The 18,051-nt window shown below is 71.4% G+C and carries 14 protein-coding genes and 2 pseudogenes; 6 read left to right on the top strand and 10 right to left on the bottom strand.

Annotated features, from left to right (window positions below; genetic code table 11):
• Window positions 1–100: 100 nt before the first annotated feature.
• Both mmuM and BLU79_RS38990 read right to left on the bottom strand, forming a co-directional pair.
• Entirely contained in the window at window positions 101–1,024 is a 924-nt protein-coding gene (gene mmuM, locus BLU79_RS38985; RefSeq protein ID WP_093910763.1) for a homocysteine S-methyltransferase, read from the bottom strand.
• 115 nt (window positions 1,025–1,139) lie between these two features.
• Window positions 1,140–3,266: an autotransporter-associated beta strand repeat-containing protein gene (locus BLU79_RS38990; protein ID WP_093910764.1), complete on the bottom strand. Its 2,127-nt coding sequence runs from the start codon at window positions 3,264–3,266 to the stop codon at window positions 1,140–1,142.
• A 180-nt stretch (window positions 3,267–3,446) separates the two neighbouring features.
• On the opposite strand from BLU79_RS38990, the gene BLU79_RS38995 reads away from it, so the two are divergent.
• Window positions 3,447–4,574 carry a glycoside hydrolase family 43 protein gene (locus tag BLU79_RS38995; protein WP_093910765.1) on the top strand — a complete coding sequence of 376 codons (1,128 nt, stop codon included), beginning with the start codon at window positions 3,447–3,449 and terminating at the stop codon, window positions 4,572–4,574.
• Between the two features lies 1 nt (window position 4,575).
• Window positions 4,576–5,988 (top strand): RICIN domain-containing protein, encoded by a 1,413-nt coding sequence (locus BLU79_RS39000; protein WP_093910766.1) that lies wholly within the window; start codon window positions 4,576–4,578, stop codon window positions 5,986–5,988.
• Between the two features lie 29 nt (window positions 5,989–6,017).
• On the opposite strand, the gene BLU79_RS39005 is transcribed toward BLU79_RS39000, so the two are convergent.
• On the bottom strand, window positions 6,018–7,697 hold the full coding sequence (locus tag BLU79_RS39005; protein ID WP_093910767.1) for a rhamnogalacturonan lyase B N-terminal domain-containing protein: 1,680 nt from the start codon (window positions 7,695–7,697) through the stop codon (window positions 6,018–6,020).
• Window positions 7,698–7,898: 201 nt separating this feature from the next.
• On the opposite strand from BLU79_RS39005, the gene BLU79_RS39010 reads away from it, so the two are divergent.
• The gene (locus BLU79_RS39010) at window positions 7,899–8,951 is read left to right on the top strand and encodes a rhamnogalacturonan acetylesterase (protein WP_093910768.1); all 1,053 of its coding nucleotides are present in this window, start codon (window positions 7,899–7,901) and stop codon (window positions 8,949–8,951) included.
• A 74-nt stretch (window positions 8,952–9,025) separates the two neighbouring features.
• Window positions 9,026–10,717 (top strand): DUF2264 domain-containing protein, encoded by a 1,692-nt coding sequence (locus BLU79_RS39015; RefSeq protein WP_093910769.1) that lies wholly within the window; start codon window positions 9,026–9,028, stop codon window positions 10,715–10,717.
• 15 nt (window positions 10,718–10,732) lie between these two features.
• Here the strand turns inward: BLU79_RS39015 and BLU79_RS39020 are convergent, their stop codons facing one another.
• The 4 genes and pseudogenes from BLU79_RS39020 to BLU79_RS39035 form a co-directional block, all read right to left on the bottom strand.
• Window positions 10,733–11,908, bottom strand: coding sequence for a hypothetical protein (locus BLU79_RS39020; protein ID WP_093910770.1), 1,176 nt, complete (start codon window positions 11,906–11,908; stop codon window positions 10,733–10,735).
• Window positions 11,908–12,135 (bottom strand): annotated as a pseudogene (locus BLU79_RS39025) (PadR family transcriptional regulator); the annotation flags it as partial. The pseudogene BLU79_RS39025 and the gene BLU79_RS39020, both read right to left, overlap by 1 nt.
• Before the next feature lie 56 nt (window positions 12,136–12,191).
• Entirely contained in the window at window positions 12,192–12,605 is a 414-nt protein-coding gene (locus BLU79_RS39030; protein WP_256333628.1) for a hypothetical protein, read from the bottom strand.
• A gap of 90 nt (window positions 12,606–12,695) precedes the next feature.
• Entirely contained in the window at window positions 12,696–14,102 is a 1,407-nt protein-coding gene (locus tag BLU79_RS39035) for a hypothetical protein (RefSeq protein WP_093910772.1), read from the bottom strand.
• A 152-nt stretch (window positions 14,103–14,254) separates the two neighbouring features.
• Between BLU79_RS39035 and BLU79_RS49465 the strand changes: the two are divergent.
• A pseudogene (locus BLU79_RS49465) lies at window positions 14,255–14,605 on the top strand (hypothetical protein); the annotation flags it as partial.
• Between the two features lie 120 nt (window positions 14,606–14,725).
• Window positions 14,726–15,178, top strand: coding sequence for an NUDIX hydrolase (locus BLU79_RS39045; RefSeq protein ID WP_093910773.1), 453 nt, complete (start codon window positions 14,726–14,728; stop codon window positions 15,176–15,178).
• Here BLU79_RS39045 and BLU79_RS39050 read toward each other — a convergent pair.
• The 3 genes from BLU79_RS39050 to BLU79_RS39060 form a co-directional block, all read right to left on the bottom strand.
• Entirely contained in the window at window positions 15,143–15,883 is a 741-nt protein-coding gene (locus tag BLU79_RS39050) for a hypothetical protein (RefSeq protein ID WP_093910774.1), read from the bottom strand. The two genes, BLU79_RS39045 and BLU79_RS39050, sit on opposite strands and share 36 nt — an antisense overlap.
• A 45-nt stretch (window positions 15,884–15,928) precedes the next feature.
• Complete coding sequence (locus BLU79_RS39055) at window positions 15,929–17,356, bottom strand: prenyltransferase/squalene oxidase repeat-containing protein (protein ID WP_093910775.1); 1,428 nt, start codon at window positions 17,354–17,356, stop codon at window positions 15,929–15,931.
• A gap of 61 nt (window positions 17,357–17,417) precedes the next feature.
• Window positions 17,418–18,020 (bottom strand): TetR/AcrR family transcriptional regulator, encoded by a 603-nt coding sequence (locus BLU79_RS39060; protein WP_093910776.1) that lies wholly within the window; start codon window positions 18,018–18,020, stop codon window positions 17,418–17,420.
• Window positions 18,021–18,051: the final 31 nt, after the last annotated feature.

Below are 18,051 nucleotides of genomic sequence, written 5' to 3' on the forward strand. Positions count from 1 at the left end.
TCGAGGACGGCGGGGCGCGCGGCCCGCGGTGACCGGAAACCGACGTGGCTCCGACATGACTCCGACGGGGCAGGCGGCGAGCCGCGCGCCCCGCCCCCGGCTACGGCGCCTCCGTCAACGTCCGCGCGATGGAGCCGATCGCCTCCGGCCCCACCCGGCAGCACCCCCCGATCAGCCGCGCCCCGGACGCCCGCCACCCCCGCACCTGCTCGGCGGCGAAGGAGGAACGCCCGTCCCAGGCGCGGGCCTCGGCGTTCCAGGCCTCGCCGCTGTTGGGGTACACGACCACCGGCTTGCCCGTGACGCGGGCGGCGGTCTCGACGGCGCCCTCGACGTCCTCGGGTGCGCAGCAGTTCACGCCGACCGCGATCACCTCGTCGGCATCGGCGGCCAGGGCGAAGGCCTCCTCCAACGGCTGCCCGGCGCGGGTGCGGTCACCGGCGACGGAGTACGACAGCCAGGCCGGGACACCGAGCCCGCGCACCGCCCGCAGCAGCGCCTCGGCCTCGTCGGCGTCAGGGACCGTCTCCAGTGCCAGTACGTCGGGACGGGCACCGGCGAGCACCTCCAGGCGGGGCCGGTGGAAGCGCTCCAGCTCGTCCACGCTCAGCCCGTACCGGCCCCGGTACTCGGAGCCGTCCGCGAGCATCGCGCCGTACGGTCCGACCGAGGCGGCCACCCAGAGCGGCCGAGTGACGCCCTCGGCCTGCGCCTGCCGTACCGCCTCGCGCGCCAACTCCACGCTCAGCGCGAGCAGTTCGGCTGCCCGCTCCTGCCCGATCCCGCGCTTCGCGAACCCCTCGAACGTGGCCTGGTAACTGGACGTGATCGCCACGTCCGCCCCCGCCTCGAAGTAGGCGAGATGCGCCTCGGTGATCGCCTCGGGCCGCTCCGCGAGCAGCCGCGCCGACCACAGCTCGTCGCTCAGATCGTGCCCGGCGGACTCGAGCTGGTTGGACATCCCACCGTCGAGCACGACGGTCCCGGCGGCGAGGGCTTCGGCGAGGGTGATGGTGCTGGTCATGCCGCTGACGGTAACCCTTCCCGAGCCGCACGGCACGATCGGCCCACTCGCTCGCCCCGGGCCGTACGGTCGGCGCCGGGCGCGTCGGGTGGCGGAGGGGAGGAGAGGGGGACGGTCAAGGCCGACCCTGTGTCGCGTGACGCCCGCCCCGTCGGCGCCCGCGTCCCCGCCCGAACCGCGTCGCCGGCACCCCGAGCCCGACCAGCAGCCCGGCGGCCAGGACGTACGGCCACCAGCCGAGGCCGCCTGCCGTCGTGCTCGCGGTGGGGGCGCCGGGGGAGGCGACCGGGGGTGCCGTGCGGGGGCTGTCGGAGGTGGGGGAGGGGGCCGTGGTGACTGCGGTGAGGACCACGTCGTTGCCGTCGCCGCCGCGGTAGCTGATCCGGTACGTGGTGTCGCCCAACTGGAGCTTCTCGCCCTCCTTCAGGCCGGAGAACGCGCCCGTCGTCCTCGCGTTCCCCCGGTGGTCGAGGACGGTGATCCTCCCGGCGGACTCGCTCGTGCCGGCGGCGGATGCCAGGTCGAGGTCGCCGGCCAGCCGGACCGCGCCCGTGACCTTCAACGGGCTGTCGCGCAGCACCAGTTCGCCCTTCGTCGACTGCGTGTAGCCGCCGGAGACGGTCAGTCCGGTCGTGACCACGCCCCCGTTCGTCAGCGCTCCCTTCACCGTGCCCTTGCCGCTCAGGGACTTCCCCGCGCCCACGCGCAGCCCGGAACTTCCCACGTCCAGCCGGGACTTCGCCGAGGAGAGGCGGATCGCCCGGCTGGCGGCGAGCGTCGCGCCGCCGCGCAGGGCGAGGGTGCCGTTCTTGACGGTCGTCGGACCGGTGTACGTCACCGCGCCGCCCGTCAGGGTCGTCGTAGCGGCCCCCGACTGCGTGAGCGACCCGCTGCCGCCGATCCGGGACAGGGACAGGGCCTTGCGCGTGTTGTTCACGACCAGGGAGCCGTTGTTGACGACCTTGTGGCGGGCCCCCTGTGTGTAGAGCCCCCCGTCACCGCCGGACCTGCCGCTGCCCAGCCGCAGCACGGCGCCCTTCCCGACCGTCGTCGAGCCGTCGTAGTACTGCACGGCGGCGAAGGTGACGTCGTTGCCCTTCGTCCCCTTGATGACGACGTCCCCGGCCCCGGGCGCGGCCAGCGTGTCGTGGTACCGGCCGCCGCCGATGGGGGCGCCCAGCGTCACGGGCCCGTTGTAGTCGAACGTCAGCAGCGAACGGGACCGGGCCGCCAGCAGGTTGATGTAGACGGTCTCGGCGGTCCCGGGCATGAAGATCTTGTTCGTCGTCCCGTCGCCCCACTGGACGTCGGCGCCCTTGATGTTGGTGCCGCGCTTGTTGACGTTCTTGCGTGCGGGCGTCCAGTTCAGGGCGGGGTCGCTGAGTGAGGGGCTGGAGTCGCCGCCCTGGTCCGACCAGCTGTACTGGCCGGTGAGAATCACCTTGCTGCCGGGGCGGGACTGGACGTTGATGTCGCTGCCGTACTCGCGCTGGTAGAAGTCCATGCCCATGGTGACGGTCTGGCCCAGCGGGGTGTCCACGGTGTACGTGCCCTGGTTGAGGACCTTGCGCACGTTCGGCAGCGACGTCGCGAACTCCGGGCGCCCGGCGTTCACCTGCGTGCCGTTGTCGATCACCCCGGAGAAGGTGTGGGTGCCCGACAGGTCCCAGGTGCCCCAGAGGAACCGCGGCTGGGTGATCAGCCCGGAGCCGCTGATGGTGCCCAGGTTGTAGTCGACGTTCCGCAGGGACAGGCGCAGGGTGCCGTCGACCCGGATGTTGTCCTGGTTGAGCCGGAACGCCGGGGTGTTGTACGGGAAGCGCCCGATCAGACCGGTGCTGCCGCCGTTGCCGTACTGCAGGGTCGCCCCGCGCTCGACCGTGATCGCCGGCTGGTCTGGGCTGGTCGTGGTGACGTAGGGGTGGTTGCCGCCCTGGATCCGCACGCTCTGCCGCTGACGGGACTTCGGCAGCGTGAAGTCGCTGTCCTTGGTCAGGACCAGGGTTCCGGTGCCGCGCACGGTGAGCGTGCCCTCACCGCGGAAGACTCCGTCGTAGGTCGTCGTCCCCGACGGCACGGTGACCACCGTGTCACCGCCGAGCGTCACGTCCCGGCCCGCGAGAACGTCCGCGGTGACGTCTCGCGGGCCGGCGGCCACCGCGGGGGGAGCGGTGACGGTGAGGGCTGCGACCGCGGCCAGGGCGCCGGCGGTCGCTGCTGTCGTATGGCTGAGGCTGCGCACATGATCGGGGACGGTCGGGGACGGCCGCCGATAACAGAAATTTTCCGTTCCTCTTTTGTCTCGCCCGACCCGTTGACCTCCTGGTAACCCGCCCTTACCTTTCAGCCGTTCGTAATGTCAGATCTTGTTCGTTATGCCGAACAATCTCCAACATTCCCCCACCCCCGAGAGGCAGGCCGCATGAGCCGCGATCACGATCTGCCCGAAGCCCTCGGCCGCAGACTGCTGTTGAGGGGCGCCGTAGCCGCCGGCGCCCTGACCGCCGCCTCGGCGGTGCCCGGCGTCGCCCACGCCGCCGCCCCCGCGCCCCCTGCCGCACCCCCGAAGGCAGCCCCCTACGTGAACCCCCTCGTCCGGCAGCGCGCCGACCCCCACATCCACCGGCACACCGACGGCCGCTACTACTTCACGGCCACCGCCCCCGAATACGACCGCATCATCCTGCGCCGCTCCCGCACCCTGAACGGCCTGTCCACGGCGGACGAGTCGGTCATCTGGCGGGCCCACGCCACCGGCGACATGGGCGCGCACATCTGGGCTCCGGAGCTCCACCGCGTCGGCGGCAAGTGGTACATCTACTTCGCCGCCGCGCCCGCCGAGGACGTCTGGAAGATCCGCATCTGGGTGCTGGAGAACGCCCACCCCAACCCCTTCCAGGGCACCTGGGTGGAGAAGGGTCAGATCAAGACGGCCTGGGAGACCTTCTCCCTCGACGCCACCACCTTCACCCACCGCGGCACCCGCTACCTGTGCTGGGCACAGCACGAGCCGGGGATGGACAACAACACCGGCCTGTTCCTGTCCGAGATGGCGAACCCGTGGACGCTGACGGGACCTCAAGTGCGGCTGTCCACACCGGAGTACGACTGGGAGTGCGTCGGCTACAAGGTCAACGAGGGCCCCTACACCCTCAAGCGCAACGGCCGGATCTTCCTCACCTACTCGGCCTCCGCCACCGACCACCACTACTGCGTCGGCATGCTCACCGCCGACGCCGACGGCAACCTGATGGACCCGGCCAGCTGGGCCAAGTCGCCGACCCCGGTCTTCAGCACGAACGACACCGCCAAGCAGTACGGCCCCGGCCACAACTGCTTCACCGTCGCCGAGGACGGCCGCAGTGACGTCCTCGTCTACCACGCCCGCCAGTACAAGGACATCGTCGGCGACCCGCTGAACGACCCCAACCGCCACACCCGCGTCCAGAAGCTCGGCTGGAACCCGGACGGCACCCCGAACTTCGGCATACCCGTGGCAGACACGGCGGCGGAGACGACCGCCGCAGCAACCGTGAAGGAGAGTGCGTGAGATGAGACGTGCGTACGCGGTAATGCTCGCCCTCTGTCTGGCCCTGGCCGCCGCCCTGGTCACCGCCGGGCCCGCCCAGGCGGCACCCCAGACCATCACCACCGGCACGCAGTTCACCGACACCTCGGGCAACCCGGTGCACGCCCACGGCGGCGGTGTGATCAAGGTCGGCACCTACTACTACTGGTTCGGCGAGCACCGCAACGCCGACAACACCTTCCGGTACGTGGACGCCTACCGCTCCACCGACCTGAAGAACTGGGAGTTCAGGAACCACGTCCTGACCCAGTCCAGCGACCCGGAGCTCGCCACCGCCAACATCGAGCGCCCGAAGGTCATGTACAACGCCTCCACCGGCAAGTTCGTCATGTGGATGCACAAGGAGAACGGCACCGACTACAGCGAGGCGCGCGCCGCCGTCGCCGTGTCGGACACCGTCGACGGCAACTACACCTGGCAGGGCAGCTTCCGCCCGCTCGGCCAGCACATGTCCCGCGACATCACGGTCTTCGTCGACACCGACGGCACCGGCTACATGATCTCCGCGGCCCGCGAGAACTACGACCTCCAGATCTACCGCCTGACCAGCGACTACACCGGCATCGCCGCCCTGGTCGCGGACCCCTGGCACGGCGGCCACCGCGAGGCCCCGGCGCTGTTCAAGCGGAACGGCGTCTACTTCATGCTGACCTCGGGCGCCACCGGCTGGAGCCCCAACCAGCAGCAGTACGCCACCGCCACCAACATCGCCGGCCCCTGGACCGCGATGACGAACGTCGGCGACTCCACGACCTACGGCTCGCAGACCGCGTACGTCCTCCCCGTGCAGGGCACGTCGACCACCTCGTACCTCTACCTGGGCGACCGCTGGGGCAACTCCTTCGGCGGCACCGTCAACGACTCCCGCTACGTCTGGTTGCCGCTGACCTTCCCCTCCTCGACCTCGATGTCCATGTCCTGGTCCCCGGAGGTCACCATCGACACGGCCACCGGATCGATCAGCGGCACCAGTGCCACGTACAACACGCTCGTCGCCCGGCACAGCGGCCGGTGCGCCGACGTCACCGGCCAGTCGCAGTTCGCGGGCGCTCAGCTCAAGCAGTACGACTGCAACGGCGGCGGCAACCAGAAGTACTGGTTCAAGTCCGTCGGCAGCGGCTACTACCAGCTGATGACCCGGCACAGCTCCCTGTGCGTCCAGGAGAACGCGAGCACGGTCACCCAGGAGAACTGCAACGCCTCCGCGACCAACCAGCAGTGGTCCCTCACCACCACCGGCTCCTATGTGAACGTCGTCTCCCGCGCCACCGGCGAGTGCCTGGACGTGAACGGCGCGTCCACCGCCAACTCCGCCGCGATCATCACCTACACCTGCAACGGAGGAACCAACCAGCAGTGGACGCGCGGAACCTGACGTAATGGCAGCGGCTGCCCGAGTCTGCCTCAGGCGAGCAGGTCGATCGCGTCGATCGCCGTGCCCGCGCTGAGATAGCCGGTCGCCCCCGAACCGCTCACCACGTTGATCTTCAGCACGTTGTACTGACTGGTGTCCGTGAGCCAGGCACTCGCCGGGACGCTGTAGGTGAACGTGTGGTTGTTGCCCCGGTAGGACCCGTTGGTCAGGGACCGGGTGCTCGGCTGGGTGGGCGGGGAGGGGATCGCCGACGTCCAGGTGTCGTTGACGACGACCTGCGGCCGGCCGTTGGCGTAGGCCGTCGTCACGCCGATGCGCAGGGTGTGCGCGGCGGCGGCCTGGGCGGCGGTCAGCCTGAAGTACACCAGCAGACCGCTGTTGACGTCCTTCCATATGTAGCAGGGGAAGGCCGAGGTCTCGCTGCCGCTGCCGATCACCACATTGCCGGTCCAGGCGGAGGCCCGCACGTCCGAGGGGTGGGCGTACGTCATCAGGTCGGCGTTCTTGAAGCCGCTCGGCGTGCCCGTCCAGTCGTTGATCCGCCAGATCGCGCTCGCGTTGGAGGGGTCGTTCGTGGCCGGGATCGCGATCGAGTTGAGGGTCGTCGTGCCGCCCGCGGTGACGGTCACCGAGGTGGTGTACACGGCGAGTTCGCTCTTGAAGACGGTCAGCGTGTACGTCCCCGGCAGGATCCCCGTGATGGAGAAGTAGCCGTCGGACGAACGAGCCGAACCCCAGTACTGCGCCGCCGAGTTGGCGAGCCCGACGGTGTACGGGTACGCCGTGTTCCGCCCGGTGATGCCGACGCCCGCGACCCGGCCCCGGCCGCTCGCCGGGACGTAACCCGAGAGGCCGAGCGAGTCCGCCCAGGAGGTGGTGAGCGTGCCCGGGAACAGCGACGAGGAGGGCGCCCCGCCGTCCGTGAGGGCGATGACGTACGGGCCCTGGAGGCCGAAGCGCTCGTTCTCGGTCTGGTTCTGCGCGTAGTGCAGGATCTCGTACAGACCGCCGCCGTCCGCGCTCTGATGGCGCAGCAGCGAGCGGTAGAAGGGGCCGCCGGAGGCCTTCTCGTGGTTGGAGCGGACGATCCACAGGCCGACGCCGCTCGCGCTCCAGCCGATGTAGTTGTAGTCGCCGACCCTCAGCTTCGAGTAGTGCTTGGAGCGGGTCTGCCCGTCGGACTTCGCGAAGACGTCCGAGGCCTCGATGGTGGTGGGCGCGTAGGTGTAGGAGTCCGGCTCGTCGTTGAGGAACAGGCCCGCCTTGACGCGCAGGATGAAGCGGGTCGACGCGACCGACGTGTCGGCCCTGTTGGTCCAGAGATAGATGTTGTTCTCGCCGCTGCGGGCCGCGTAATAGTGCCGCAGCGTGCCGTACGCCACCGAGATCAGGATCGTCGACCCCGACTGTTTGATGGACACGGTGGATGCGCCGAGGCCGGACTCGATGTGCGAGTTCTTGCCGCCGTAGCCCTGGTACTCCGTGCCGCGGTAGAGCAGCGAGGTCAGGTCGCCGTTGGTCTTGCTGACCTTGAAGACGAGGGTGGCGCCGGTGTCGACGACGTAGTTCGAGCCGTCGTCGCTCCAGCCGAAGCTCGCCGCGGACGCGGTCTGGGCGAGCGGTCCGGCGAGGGCCGCCGATCCCGCGGCGGCCGCGGTGCCGAGCACGAAGGTGCGGCGTCGGACCGGTCTGTTCGCGGATCCGGACATGGGGGTGCCTCCTTCGAGAGGTGTGGGGGTGGTGCGGGTGAGAGCGAGGGTGGCAGTTGAATCGATTTCGCGAAAGGGCTTTCGGTGGCAGGAGATTGGCAATCTTGTGAAATGAGCCCGAGCTCTAGAAAGCGCTTGCACTTCGCGATACGGTCCAGCGCCAGGCCCAGTCGTCTGTGGAGGAGCCGACGCATGAGACGCATGAGACGTTTCAACCTCGCCGTCCTGGCGGCGATGACGCTGAGCACCGGCCTGTCCGTCCTGTCGGCGCCGCCGGCCCACGCGTACGGCGGTCAGCGCCCCCTCGGCATCGACAACTGCACCGCCACCGCCTGCCACTTCGACGTCCCGCCCGGCACCTACGACGTGCGGGTCCTCCTCGGCGGCGAGACCGCGTCGAGCACCGGCGTCACCGGCGAGACCCGCCGCGCCCTGCTTCCCGAGACGGCCGCCCCGGCAGGTGAGCGGGTCGCCCGCAGCTTCACCGTGAACGTCCGCACCCCAGAGGGCGAGCCCACCGGCCCCGACGGAACCCCCGGCCTGGACCTGCAACTCGGCGGCTCCGCCCCCGCCCTGGCCGACATCAGGGTCACCCCGGCCCGGCACGCCCGCCAGATCTTCCTCGTCGGCGACTCCACGGTCTGCGACCAGCCCGGCGACCCGTACTCCGGCTGGGGCCAGCAGCTCCCGCAGTACCTCCGCAAGGGCATGTCCGTCGCCAACTACGCGGATTCCGGGGAGAGTACGGTCAGCTATCTGGGGAACCCGCGGCTGTGGGCCACCGTCCAGCCGCAGATCCGCCGCGGCGACCTGATCCTGATCCAACTCGCCCACAACGACAAGACGACCGACGAGGCGACGTATCGCGCGAATCTGCAGGCGCTGGTGGCGGGCGTCCGCGAGAAGGGCGGTAAGCCCGTCCTCGTCACCCCGATCGTGCGCCGGTGGTTCAACGCCGACGGCACGCTGAACAACGACACGGCCCTGCTCGTCAACGGCCTGGGCGTGAACCACCCCGCGGTCGTCCGCTCCGTCGCCGCAGCCCAGGACGTCCCGCTGATCGACCTCACGGCGAAGACGAAGGCGCTGGTGGAGTCCCTGGGCGTCGAGGCCTCCAAGGCGCTGTACCTCTACAACGAGAAGCGGGACAACACCCACACCTCGGTGCACGGTGCCACGGTGTACGCGAGCCTCGTCCGCGACGAACTCGCCGCTCAGCATCTGGTGCCGCAGGGTCTGGTGCGGGTGGGATGAACCCCTGGGGCGTTCCGACCGGAACCGGGGCGCCCCAGGCCTGACCCTCGAAGAGCAGAGCAGGAAGAGAACCGATGCAGTTGCCTCCCGCCGACCGCACCCTGAGCCCGCACACCGGCTACACCCGAGCCCATTGGGAGACGGCGGCCGACGCCCTGCTCGCCGCGGTGGAGCCGTACGCGACGGAGGACCGCGCCCTCTACCACTTCCCGGGCGACCACCAGAGCTGGTCGGGCCACCTCTCCGACGGCCTGGAGGGCTACGCCCGTACGCTCCTCCTGGCGGCCTTCCGCCGGGACGAGACCGCGTTGCAGCGCTACGCGGAGGGCCTGGCGGCGGGCGTCGGCGGCGTCTGGCCCCGCATCGAGGACCGCGGCCAGCCCCTGGTCGAGGCGGCGTCGATCGCGCTCGCGCTGCGACTGACCCGCCCCCTGCTGTGGGACCGGCTGGACGACGGGGTACGGCAACGCGCGGCGGCCTGGCTCGGAGACGCGCTGACCGCCGAGGCCTGGCCCTGCAACTGGGAGCTGTTCCCGGTGACGGTGGGCGGCTTCCTGGAGGAGATCGGGTACCAGGCCGAGGAGTCCCGCAAGGCGATCGACCGGGGCCTTGAGCGCATCGAGGACTGGTACGTCGGCGGCGGCTGGTACACCGACGGCGACGGCCGCAAGTACGACTACTACAACGGCTGGGCGATGCACCTCTACCCGGTGCTGCACGCCTGGCTGGCGCACGACGAACGGCTCCTGGACCTCTACGGCGGCCGGCTCTCCCGCCATCTGGAGGACTACGCCCGCCTGTTCGGCGGCGACGGCGCCCCCCTGCACCAGGGCCGCTCCCTGACCTACCGTTTCGCGACCACGGCCCCCCTGTGGCTGGGCGCCCTGACCGGCCGTACGCCGCTCGCGCCCGGGGAGACGAGGCGGCTGGCCTCCGGCGCCCTGAAGTACTTCCTGGAGCGGGGCGCGGTGGACGCGAAGGGACTCCTCACCCTCGGCTGGCACGGCCCCGACGAGGCGGTCCTGCAAGGCTATTCGGGCCCGGCGTCCCCCTACTGGGCGAGCAAGGGCTTCCTCGGCCTGCTCCTGCCGGCGGACCACGAGGTCTGGACGGCCGCCGAGGAACCCGCCCCGGCCGAGCGCACGGACGCCGTCACCGCCATCGCCGGCCCCAACTGGCTTCTGCAGTCCACGAGTTCGGACGGCCTGGTCCGCCTCCACAACCACGGCAGTGAGGACGTCCGCTACGACCCGTACTACACGCGCCTCGCCTACTCGACGCTGACGCGGCCTTCACCGGCGTACGACAACAGCGTGATCGTCGGCCACGACCCGAGCCGTACGGACATCGTGCCGCTGGGCGTGGGGGAGGGCTGGGTGGCGTCGCGGCACTCGGCGGCGGGCGGGGGAGCCCGGGTGACGAGCCTTGTGCTCGCGCAGGGGGCCGTTGAGGTGCGGGCCCATCTGGTGGCGGGGGCGGAGGCGGGGACGCCGGTGAGGGTCACCGGCTGGGCCTGCCGGGACGGCGTGCGTGCGGAGATCCGGCCGGTCGCCGGTCTGGGCAACGACCTCTCCGGCGCCACCGGCGAGGGAGACACGCTGTTCGTCGCCCTCGCCCGGCTCACCGCCGAACCGGACCCCGCACCGCTGGACGAGCTGGTGACCGTACGCGTGGACGACGAAGCCACGATTCACGTCCGCTGGAGCGACGGGCGGGAGATCCAGGCGCGGTTGGCGGACGGCGAGGGCGTCAGCGTGCGGGCTTGAGCCGCCGCGGGGGCGTCAGCGTACGAGTCGGGGCAGCCGCCTCGGGAGCCTGCTGCCGACGGCCGCGCCCATCACGCCGAACGGCAGCAGGCCCCAGGCCGGGACGAAGACCAGGACCCAGAAGACGGCGTCGGTGACATTGGTGCCGACGGGGTAGAGGGTCTCGCCGTCCAGCAGCAGTGCTCCTTCGGCGCGGCACAGGCGCACGGCCTCCACCAGCCAGCAGGCGAACACGAGCAGCGTGCCCGTCAGCGTGGTCCACACCGTCGTCTGCACGCCCGTCCGGAAGGACCGGTGCGCCGCGGCGGTGACCGCCGAGCCCAGGAAGGAGATCACCACCGGCGGCAGGAAGACGAAGGTCGCCATGATGTCCCCCGACCGGGCGCCCCAGACGAAGCAGACGCCGAGCAGTACGGCGGCGGCGAGCCCGGTACGGCGGGCGAGACGGCTGGTGGTCAGGGCGCGGGGCGGGGCCAGGACCAGCCAGAGGCAGCAGGCGAGGAACGCGGCGAGGATGACGGCGTAGTAGGCGCCGAGGGTTCGTTCGGCCGGTGGATCCTGTACGAGGACGTAGGCGGCCAGCGTGATCGCCGCGGCCACCCCGGCCAGCCCCACGACGGTGATGACCGGGCCGGACGCGGGCCTGAGCGGGCGGTGACGCGGGCGGGACAGGGCGAGGGCGGTCAGCGCGCCGACCAGCACCAGGAACGTCACCGTGAAGACCTGCATCGCGGGCAGGGCGTGGCCGACCGCCAACCCGACGGTGGGCGCCGCCGCCACCGTCATCGCCCCGGCGAGCAGCGGCCCCCGGCCGGCCGACGGTGGGAACAGTGCGGCCCGGGCACAGCCGGCGGCGAACCGTACGCGTGCCACCGGGCCCCGCACCTCGGCCAGTTCGGCGACCATCGCCGCACCCCAGTCACGGCGGGCCTGCGGCAGGAGACCGGCCGCCCAGCCCAGCAGCCGCTCCGGGCCGTCCCGGGTGTCCCGGCGCCACCAGGCCCGGCACAGGATCCCGGCCGCGACGAGTGAGGGTGCGGAGAGCGCCGCCCAGATGATCAGGACCGGGAGATAGCCCTCCGAGTCGGTGTCCGGCGGCCCGACGGTGACGAAGGCGAGCCCCAGGAGCGCGGCGAGCGCGACCGACACCGCTGCCATCACGGCCAGTTCGAAGCGGGCACGGGTGCGCATCAGGCGCCCTCCCATCGCGGCCGCAGCCGCACCGGGGCGGCCTCCGGCCCCGCGAGCTCGGCCGCCAGGGCCGGCCCGGGACCGGTCAGCCGGTACAGATGGCGCGGGGGCCGGCCCGCCGGAGGGTCCGTCTCCCAGGCCGTCTCCAGCAGTCCACGGTCGGCCAGCCGCATCAGGATCGGGTACATGGACCCGGCCTGGAGACCGAGTTCCCGGCACAGTTCGTAGCCGTACCGCGGAACGGGTCAACAGGTCAACGGGTCGGTCGGGTCGGGCGGGCAGCTCAACGTTCCCGCTGCGGGAGACGGGTGACCGCGACGAAGGTCGCCAGGGCCGCCAGAGTCGTCGACGCGTAGAGGGAGTACTCGCCCCACGACGCGTCGGGGGCGTGCAGCGAGGCATGCGCGAGCTTATTGACGCCCCAGCCCACCGCCAGTCCGGCCGCGAAGGCGGGCCAGCGGTGCCGTACTCCGTCGATCACGTCGTCGAGCATGGACCACACCGTCGCGACCGTCATGACGATCGGTCCTTCGTCCCAGCCGGCCCAGGCGGCGAGGGCGCCGACGGCCAGGCAGAACGCGGAGATCCGCAGGGTCGGCACCACGGGCGAGGGGTGACGTGGCGTCCCCCGGGGCAGCCAGAAGAACCGCCGTACGCTCCGCACGCCGCCGTGCAGCCTGCTGTTCCTGCCGGACATCGCACCGACCTCCCCCGTCCGCGCCTACATGGCACCCGTGAGACGCGTCGGACGGGGGCGGTGGTTGTACGTAGGTCCCGTACCGCGTCCTCAGGGCTTCAGGCGGGCGATCTTCAGGGTCGTGGTGGTCGGGGACGCGCCGGTGAGCGGGGTCGCGTACGACGGGGTGACGGGCACGGATGCCCAGGCGAGGGTGCCGTCCTTCTGGACCGCGATGTCGCCGGTGATCCGGGCGCTCACGACCTTCGTGGCGCTCTTGAACTTGCCGTTCCAGTCGATGAGCCGGAAGTTCGTGCCCGTGAAGGTGCCGGTGCAGGTGCCGTCCTTGCACTTGGCGTTCTTCAGGGACTCCCAGGACAGCAGCAGGCGGTCCTTGCCGTACGGGGCGAGGCGGACGTTGACGTGCTCGACGCCCTTGTTGTTGGAGAGGTGGATCGCCTTGCCGGGACCGGAGTTGCGGTTCTTGAGGAAGGCGACGGCCACCTGGTGGGTGCTGGTCTTCGGCGTGACCGTCCAGCCGCGACCGCTGGAGTCCTCGGGGTTCTTCTTGGCCGACGCGGCGCCGCGGGAGGCGAAGGCGGTGGCGTAACGGCCGGTGGAGGACTTCACGAGATCGCCGGTACGGCCGGCGAAGGTGCCGCCGCAGTAGCCCGCCCAGCACTGCTCGCGCTGCACGACCGGGGCGTCGTCGGGTGCGCCGATCCCGGTCGAGACGAACAGGCCCGAGCGCCAGTCGTCGAAGCAGAGGGAGGTGAAGGCGCCGGTCTTCTCGGGGTGCAGGGCGATGCCCTCGTTGTGGCTGCACCCCCAGCCCCAACCGCCGCTGAGCTTGCCGCCCTTGGCGCTGACGTACGACAGCTTGTCGCCGAAGTGCCCGTCGGCGAAGCCGCCCGCGCCGTGCACGACGAAGTAGGCGCCGTACTTGGTGCCGTTCCAGGTGAGCTGGCCGTCGAGGGTCGGGGAGGTGTCGTTCGAGGCGGCGCCGGTCAGCTTGGTGCGGAAGGTCTGCTTGCCGTTCGTGTAGCGGATGATCGCGGCGGCCGTCTCCTTCCACTTGTTGGTGTCGGCGACCCGGGTCAGTAGCGCGAAGCCGTCGTTGTGCGCGACGAGTCCACCGACCTCCTTGGCCCCCTTGACGACGGTGTCCGCGCCCGAGCGCTTGCCGTCGGCGGACAGCGGCGTGACATGGATGCCGTCCGAGGCGGGCCAGGCCACGCGCAGGGCACCGTTCGGGGCCACGGCCGTCGCCGTGCGCGTCCACTCCCGACTGTTGTTGTAACCGGCGGACAGGTAGGGGAACTTGGCCGACAGGGTCACCGTGGTCGTCGTCGGGGTGAGGTTCGGCGCGGTGGCCGTGGCCGCGCCCGCGGAGGCGTACCACGCCCCGACCAGGGCGGCGCCGGCGGCAACGCCCGCGATCAGGGGCTTGCGGGCCACGTGGACCCGGCGGTGGCCGGCCTTGGCGGCAGCGGACGTCGAGCGTCGTGCGGAAGTCATGCACCCTGGTGGCCGCCCGACCCGGGAAGGTTGCTGAAGTTTCACAGAGTGTGGGCCGGATCACTTCGGCGAACACCGAAAGGATGGGCACCTAGCGTTCGAGCCATGACCGAAACCGTCCGTGAAACTCCAGCCGGGGCTGCCCGCCAGGCTTCCGCGGTCGCGTCTACACGCCGCACAAGGCCATCCGCCGCGTCGCCGATCACCTCGTCGACCACCTGGCGGAACTGGAGGCCCGGCTGGTCGGTGAGGAACCCCAGCCCGACCACTGGCATGCCTCCACCGTCACCACCGAGGCGGACCTCGCGCCCTTCACCCAGGCGGACCTGGACGAGGCCGGCAGTCGGCTCACCCGCCTCGCCCGTATCTGGGCCAACCGGCTCGACGCCCTGAGTGACGAGCAGCTCGACGACTCGCCCGGCGACGGCTGGAGCTTCCGTGAACTCGCCCGTCACCTGGAGGGATCGGCGTATAACGCCGACGCCGTGGGGGATCTGTCGTGAAGGGGGGGCGTCGACGGCGCGACCTGACTCACAGCCAAGGGCGGCCGCTTCCTGTTACCGTTGACACTTTCCCGGGTATCAGAACCTTTGGACTCATCACCGGCGAGGGACCGAGGAACCATGACCATGGACATCCCCGGCGACAGGCGACTGGCGGCCGCCGTCGTGATGGACTACAAGCAGCGGGTGCTTCTGGTGCGCCGCAGTGACAAGGAGCGGTTCCTGCCGCGGGTGTGGGGCGTTCCCTGCGGGAAGCTGGAGCCGGGTGAGAGTCCCGAGGACGGCGCGCTGCGGGAGTTGAAGGAAGAGACCGGACTGCTCGGCGAGATCGTACGCAAGGTCGGGGAGTCGTCTTTCGTCAGCGACCTCCGAGGGCACGAGATCAAGAACTGGCAGGACAACTTCCTGGTCAGGCCCTTGTCCGCGACGATCACCCTGCCCGAGCCCGACCAGGCGGCCGTCTGGCTGTCCCCGGCCGAGCTGACCACCGTCGACATCGACGAGTACAACCTCGACATCGTCCGGCAGGCCCTCACCTCACGCAGCCCTGAGCTGCTCCGCCAAGTCACGTAGCGCGGACAGATAGTCCGGTACGTCCAGCGGAACCTTCGCCACCGCACCCGGGTGCGGCCCCGCCGCCGTGAACACATCGGTGTGCCGCCGCCGTTCGGCGCCCGTCTCCAGGAACAACGTCACCGTCGGCGCATCCGTGTCGCACCAGGCCCGATGCAGGGTGTGCGCGGGCAGTGCGTACGAACTGCCCGCCGCGTACTGCCCCACATGCGTCAGCCGCAGCCGCGCCGGACCGGTGGGTTTCAGCACCCAGTCCGCCGACCGCTCCGCCAGCGACTCCTCGTAGCGGGCCGCCGCGACATCGTCGGCAGCGACGGCGTCGTCGCCGACCACTTCGTACAACTCCATCGCCAACCGGCCCCGGACGACATAGGACGCCAGCGGCGAACGGTGGTTGTGGATGTCCTCCTCGCCGATCGCCCCCGCGCCCGGATGCCACACATGCGCGCGCAGCATGTGGCGCGGTCCGCCGTCGATCAGCAGCAGCTTGTCGAAACCGAGGACATGACGGTACGACAGCCGCGCGCAGCCCTCCGGATCCCCCTCGCCGGAGGCGAGTTCGGCGATCAGTTCCAACAGCCGGTCGGGGGAGCCGAGTTCGGTGACGACCGAGCGGGCGGCAGTCGCCCGCTCGGGCCCGGGCAGCTCACCGTCCAGTGCCTCGGCGAGCCGCCGCCGCGCCGCCAGGACCTGCCGACCGCCCATGCACTCATCCTCCAACAGCCGCTCGCCACCCATGAGTTCGTGAGGTCAGCCACCGGGCTGATACATCCATACGGCATGCGCGCGCAGCGCCGACAGTCCCTGATAGGTCATCCACATGGGCCGCCGCAGATCGGTGCCGGCGCCCCGCCCCCAGTACCAGATGCCGTCCGACTGTCCCGCCCACACCGCGGCCAGGGCCCCGTCCAGCCGTACCCGCCACTCGTCCTCCAGTCCGTCGGCGCGGGCGATCTCCAGGGCGCCGGGGGAGAGCAGGGCGCGGACCAGCCAGGAGGCGGTGAAGTGCCGTACGTTCAGCACCTCGTGGCGGGAGGGGTCGTCGGTGCGGGGCCGGCGCACCTCCTCGTGCAGGTTCTCCAGGTCGGGGCAGGTGTCGTGCGGCGCGTCGGGGCAGGACAGCAGCCAGCGGACGCCGTCCTCGCGGGCGGTCCGGGCCCGGGCGGCGCGCGCGTCGCCGTCCTCGCCCAGGACCCGGGCGGCCCGGTCGAGGGCGACGACGGCCTGCGCGGTGTGCAGCGGCGACGGTCTGCCGTACGGCGGGTGCAGACGGTGGCCCCAGCAGCGCAGATGGTCGCGGCGCGGGTCGCTGATCGCGCCGTCCGCGAGGGCCTCACGCAGCAGGGGCAGCACGTCGGAGCGGGGCGCGGCGCGCAGCAGCCCGCGCAGCACGGTCGTCACCACATGGGTCGACTCCTGTCCGGCACGGTCGAGTTGACGGGTGAAGCCGCTCGCGCAGTGGTCCACCTCCGCGGCCAGCCGCTCGGCGGACGTGCCCGCCCGGGCCAGCGCGCCCAGCACCAGAGCGGTGACCTCCGGACGCGCCTCGGACCCCTGCGAGCGCGCCGACCAGCCGCCGTCCGGGAGTCGCAGCCGCCACAGCGTGTCCACCAGGTCGCCGGTGCTCAGCCGGCCGTAGGGCACGCCCAGGTCGAGCATGATGTGCAGCCCGTACGCGGTGCCGACGGGGGTGGGCCGGGAGGGCGAGTCCTCGCCGAGGGAGTGCGGCCAGCCGGTGAGTCGGCCGCGCTCGGGGTCGTCGACGACGGACACCTGGTCGACGAGGGCGTCGTAGGCGGCGGAGAAGACCTTGGGGAGCGGGCCGGGCGCCCCCGGCGCCATCGCGGCGGGCCCTACGGCGGGGACTCGCGCGGCATCCACGGCCGCCGCTGCCGTCCGCGCCCGCAGCAGTGCCGCCGCCAGCCAGGCCGCGACGGAGGTGCCGAGACCGCTGATCCCGGCGATCACATACCGGGCGGCCGAACCGTCGAGGGAGTCGGGCAGCACACTGAACAGGAACTGGAACACGCCGTACCCGGCGGCGGCGCAGCCGAGGCCGCCGAGCCAGCCGACGAAGCGCGCCGGGGGCGAGCCGGCCGGATCGTCGTCGGGAGCGGGAGGTGGGGAACCGGGCTGACGGGACCTCAACGGGCCGCGTCCGAGCTGCTGTTGGGACAAGACGCGTTCCCTCCCCCGTGGCGCCTACGTGTGACCTCCGCGAAGCTTCCAGTCTAAGTGGTCAGGGTGACAACTGGGGCGGCTGCCGGTCGGGCCCGTTCCGGGGCCAGTTCATGAGCGCCACGTGCAGGGCGTCGACAGCGCGCTCCCAGGACTCCCGTACGTCCCGGGGAGCACCGAAGGCGCCGGTGGACTCCAGGGCGCAGTAGCCGTGGAAGGTGCTGCGCAGCAGGCGTACGGCGTCGGTGAGGTCGGGTTCCTCCAGGCCGTAGGCGCGGAGCATGCCGTAGGTGATCTCGGCGGTGCGGCGCATCGCGGGGGAGTCGGCGACCAGGGCCCGGTCGACCCGGATCTGCGTGGCCGCGTAGCGGCCCGGGTGCTGCAGGGCGTACTCCCGGTAGGCGTCCGCGAAGGCGGCGAGCGCGTCCTTGCCGGCCCGTCCGGCGACGGCGACGGCGATCCGGTCGATCATCTCGCCGCCGGCCAGCAGGGCGACCCGCGTCCGCAGGTCCTGCAGATTCCTGACGTGCGAGTACAGGCTCGCGTCCTTCACCCCGAATCGCCGGGCCAGCGCGGACAGGCTGACGTTCTCGAACCCGACCTCGTCTGCGAGTTCGGCGGCGGCCGCGGTGAGACGGTCGGCGGTGACTCCTGCGCGGGCCATGGGCTGGCTGACCTCCGGGAATGAAAACCTG

It is taken from the genome of Streptomyces sp. cf386 (assembly GCF_900103585.1).
In the GTDB taxonomy this organism is placed as follows: domain Bacteria; phylum Actinomycetota; class Actinomycetes; order Streptomycetales; family Streptomycetaceae; genus Streptomyces.

Excerpts from the sequence above, each read along its gene's own strand:
- mmuM (WP_093910763.1), bottom strand. The coding sequence starts at position 1,024 with ATGACCAGCACCATCACCCTCGCCGAAGCCCTCGCCGCCGGGACCGTC.
- BLU79_RS39050 (WP_093910774.1), bottom strand. The coding sequence starts at position 15,883 with ATGGGCGGTCGGCAGGTCCTGGCGGCGCGGCGGCGGCTCGCCGAGGCA.
- BLU79_RS39030 (WP_256333628.1), bottom strand. The coding sequence starts at position 12,605 with ATGTCCGGCAGGAACAGCAGGCTGCACGGCGGCGTGCGGAGCGTACGG.
- BLU79_RS39000 (WP_093910766.1), top strand. The coding sequence starts at position 4,576 with ATGAGACGTGCGTACGCGGTAATGCTCGCCCTCTGTCTGGCCCTGGCC.
- BLU79_RS39035 (WP_093910772.1), bottom strand. The coding sequence starts at position 14,102 with ATGACTTCCGCACGACGCTCGACGTCCGCTGCCGCCAAGGCCGGCCAC.
- BLU79_RS39015 (WP_093910769.1), top strand. The coding sequence starts at position 9,026 with ATGCAGTTGCCTCCCGCCGACCGCACCCTGAGCCCGCACACCGGCTAC.
- BLU79_RS39045 (WP_093910773.1), top strand. The coding sequence starts at position 14,726 with ATGACCATGGACATCCCCGGCGACAGGCGACTGGCGGCCGCCGTCGTG.
- BLU79_RS39010 (WP_093910768.1), top strand. The coding sequence starts at position 7,899 with ATGAGACGTTTCAACCTCGCCGTCCTGGCGGCGATGACGCTGAGCACC.
- BLU79_RS39005 (WP_093910767.1), bottom strand. The coding sequence starts at position 7,697 with ATGTCCGGATCCGCGAACAGACCGGTCCGACGCCGCACCTTCGTGCTC.
- BLU79_RS39020 (WP_093910770.1), bottom strand. The coding sequence starts at position 11,908 with ATGCGCACCCGTGCCCGCTTCGAACTGGCCGTGATGGCAGCGGTGTCG.
- BLU79_RS39060 (WP_093910776.1), bottom strand. The coding sequence starts at position 18,020 with ATGGCCCGCGCAGGAGTCACCGCCGACCGTCTCACCGCGGCCGCCGCC.
- BLU79_RS38995 (WP_093910765.1), top strand. The coding sequence starts at position 3,447 with ATGAGCCGCGATCACGATCTGCCCGAAGCCCTCGGCCGCAGACTGCTG.